This window comes from bacterium endosymbiont of Bathymodiolus sp. 5 South, assembly GCF_900128535.1.
In the GTDB taxonomy this organism is placed as follows: Bacteria; Pseudomonadota; Gammaproteobacteria; order PS1; family Pseudothioglobaceae; genus Thiodubiliella.
The window spans coordinates 1-3052 of record NZ_FQTR01000181.1; the positions used below are offsets into that span (position 1 = coordinate 1).

The 3052-nt window shown below is 39.4% G+C and carries 2 protein-coding genes, 1 tRNA gene and 1 pseudogene; 3 read left to right on the forward strand and 1 reads right to left on the reverse strand.

Translation table 11 applies throughout. The features are described from left to right. Window positions 1-137: 137 nt before the first annotated feature. The 3 genes from rpoD to cysQ all read left to right on the forward strand — a co-directional run bounded on the left by rpoD (window position 138) and on the right by cysQ (window position 2887). The gene (gene rpoD / locus BBROOKSOX_RS09740; protein WP_139661486.1) at window positions 138-1949 is read left to right on the forward strand and encodes an RNA polymerase sigma factor RpoD; all 1812 of its coding nucleotides are present in this window, start codon (window positions 138-140) and stop codon (window positions 1947-1949) included. 9 nt (window positions 1950-1958) lie between these two features. Then, window positions 1959-2035: transfer RNA gene (locus BBROOKSOX_RS09745), tRNA-Ile, on the forward strand. Window positions 2036-2125: 90 nt separating this feature from the next. Continuing rightward, the gene (gene cysQ / locus BBROOKSOX_RS09750) at window positions 2126-2887 is read left to right on the forward strand and encodes a 3'(2'),5'-bisphosphate nucleotidase CysQ (protein WP_139661489.1); all 762 of its coding nucleotides are present in this window, start codon (window positions 2126-2128) and stop codon (window positions 2885-2887) included. A gap of 13 nt (window positions 2888-2900) precedes the next feature. Here cysQ and BBROOKSOX_RS09755 read toward each other — a convergent pair. Beyond that, window positions 2901-3052, reverse strand: a pseudogene (locus tag BBROOKSOX_RS09755) (carboxylating nicotinate-nucleotide diphosphorylase); the annotation flags it as partial.

The following is a 3052-nucleotide window of genomic DNA, read 5'->3' on the forward strand; positions in this document are numbered from 1 at the left end:
TATCCATCGCACCAAAACTTGCAGAAGTAATTAAACGCATTAGTGAAGAACAATCTATTAGTGCAATTTTTACTGACGACGAATAGTCATAAGACGGTATAATCGCCCCTTTGGATTGTCACAACATCTACTAACTCATGAAAAATACAACAAAAGCACACAAACAAGCACTAGAAAAAGTCATTATGATCGGCAAAGAAAAAGGTTATTTAACCTATTCTGAACTGAATGACTTATTGCCAAAGGATTTACTAACACAAGATCAGATTGAACCAATTAAAACCATTCTAGAAGAGTTGGATATTGTTGTTTCTGAGACTATTCCTGATGCTGATACCTTGGTTGTAGAATCAGGCGCTAAAGCACAATCAACTTCTGCAGAAGCAGCAGTTGCTGCATTGGCAGCACTAGATTCAGAGTTTGGCAGAACCACCGACCCCGTTAGAATGTATATGCGTGAAATGGGTGTGGTGGATTTATTAGAACAAGAAGACGAAATCCGTATTGCCAAAGAGATTGAAGCTGGCGTATTTGAAATTATGCAAGCAATTACGCTTTACCCCGTCATCACTGAAAAATTTTTCAAAGCACATAAAAGACTTGAAGAAGGTAAATGTAAAATCACTGATGTTATTATTGGTTATCAAGGTGACGCAGAAGATTTTGCAGAAAAGAAAAAAGCTTTTGACGCTGGCGAATTTGATGACGAAGAAGAATACGAAGAAATGGAAGAAATGGAATATGCAGGTCCAGATGAAGACCAAGTATATTTGCGTTTTGACACCATTTCAAAATGCTCTAGCAAATACCTAAAAGCCAACGAAAAACATGGTTTCCGTGACAAAAAAACGGTAGTTGAACGCAAAAAATTATCAGCAAGTTTGTCAGACTTACGCCTAGCACCAAAATTAGTCACCACCATGGTGGAAACTATTTGCAAGCGTGTTGATAAAGTCAAAGAACAAGAAAAATCCATCCAAAAAGCTTGTTTATATGCAGGCATGGATAGAGCGCAATTCTTTGAATTATTTACCGACAACGAAACAAACCTTGATTGGTTGAAGAAAGTTACGCTAGACAGCCAAGTTAAAGATAAATTAGCCGACAGTAAAAATGAAATTTACTACGCACAAAAAAATCTTCAAGCTTACGAAGAAGAAATGCAATTAACTATCACTGAGTTAAAGGCACTGAATAAACTTTATCGTCGTGGCGACCGTCGTGCTAAAACAGCCAAAGCACAAATGATTGAAGCAAACTTGCGTCTGGTCATCTCAATTGCCAAAAAATACGCCAACCGTGGTTTACAATTCTTAGATTTGATTCAAGAAGGCAATGTTGGCTTAATGAAAGCTGTTGATAAATTTGAATATCGTCGTGGTTACAAGTTCTCAACTTATGCAACTTGGTGGATTCGTCAAGCGATTACACGCTCAATTGCCGACCAGGCGCGCACCATTCGTATTCCAGTCCATATGATCGAAACCATCAACAAACTTAACCGTGTTAAGCGTCAACTGTTACAAAAATATGGTCGTGAAGCGACGCCTGAAGAGTTAGCGGTAGAAATGGAATTACCAGAACACAAGATTATTAAGATTTTGAAAATCGCCAAAGAGCCTTTGTCAATGGAAACCCCAGTCGGTGATGATGAAGATTCTAATATCGGTGACTTTATTGAAGATGGCAATGCATCTTCACCAGTGGACATCACCACCAAAGAAAGCCTAAAAGAAACAACGGGTGATTTACTTGCCAACCTTTCATCACGAGAGGCAAAGGTATTAAAAATGCGCTTTGGTATTGATATGAATACCGACCACACTCTAGAAGAAGTTGGTCGTCAATTTGATGTAACACGCGAGCGTATTCGCCAAATTGAAGCCAAAGCCTTGCGCAAACTTAGACACCCCTCTAGAGCGCACAAACTTTCAAGCTTCCTAGAATAACCTTTTTTAGGGCCTTTAGCTCAGTTGGTTAGAGCAAACGACTCATAATCGTTTGGTCCTTGGTTCAAGTCCAAGAAGGCCCACCACATTCAAACCACAAGCCTTTTATCCTTTTTTGGTATTAAGGCTTATCGTGCGCTCGCTTATATAACGACACATAAGGTATGATAACTTGCATGACATTTGAAAAAATTCTCCCGCAATTAATCAAACTGACTGCTGATGTTGGCAAGGTCATCATGTCGTTTTATAAAGCCGATATGGCAGTTGAAATGAAGTTAAATAAAACACCACTTACAATTGCAGACCAGCGTGCACACCAGCTAATTGTCGAAGGACTAAATCGTCTCACACCAAATGTAGCCATTCTCTCAGAAGAGTCTGATACCGCTACTTTTGAGCAACGCTCAGAGTGGCAAGAATATTGGCTGGTTGATCCACTGGATGGCACGCAAGATTTCTTAGAACAAACTGGGGAATTTTGTATTTGTATTGCCTATATTAAAAACCATCAAGCAATTTTTGGACTGGTATATGCGCCCCTTACTCAAACCCATTATTATGGTTTTGACAACAAGACATACAAACAACACAACAATATTCAAACCCCTTTAAATGCCTGTTCAGCGACATTGCCACTGCGCGTGGTAATCGGGCATAATTCAACACACAATTCAAAATTACAAACTCACCTTCAACAACTTGGCAAACATCAACTCAATCACCTAGGTAGTGCACTAAAATTTTGTCAAATTGCCGAGGGGGTTTACGACTACTACCCTAGATTTGGACCTTGCTGCGAATGGGACACAGCAGCAGGTGCTTGTATTTTACAAAATGCAGGGGGTTGCGTTGTTGATGAAAATGGCGCACCACTGAGATACAACACCAAAAATGATTTACTATCGCCCACTTTTTTTGCCTCAGGCATTCATTGAAAAATTGAGCGTTTCAATTGAATCGCAAAGATAGATCGATTGCTTGAATATTCTTAGTAATACTACCAGTAGAAATATAATCAACCCCTGTTTTGGCAACTGCCAAAATGGTATTTTCGTCAATGTTCCCCGATGCCTCTAAGGGTAATTTTCCATTCGATAAGC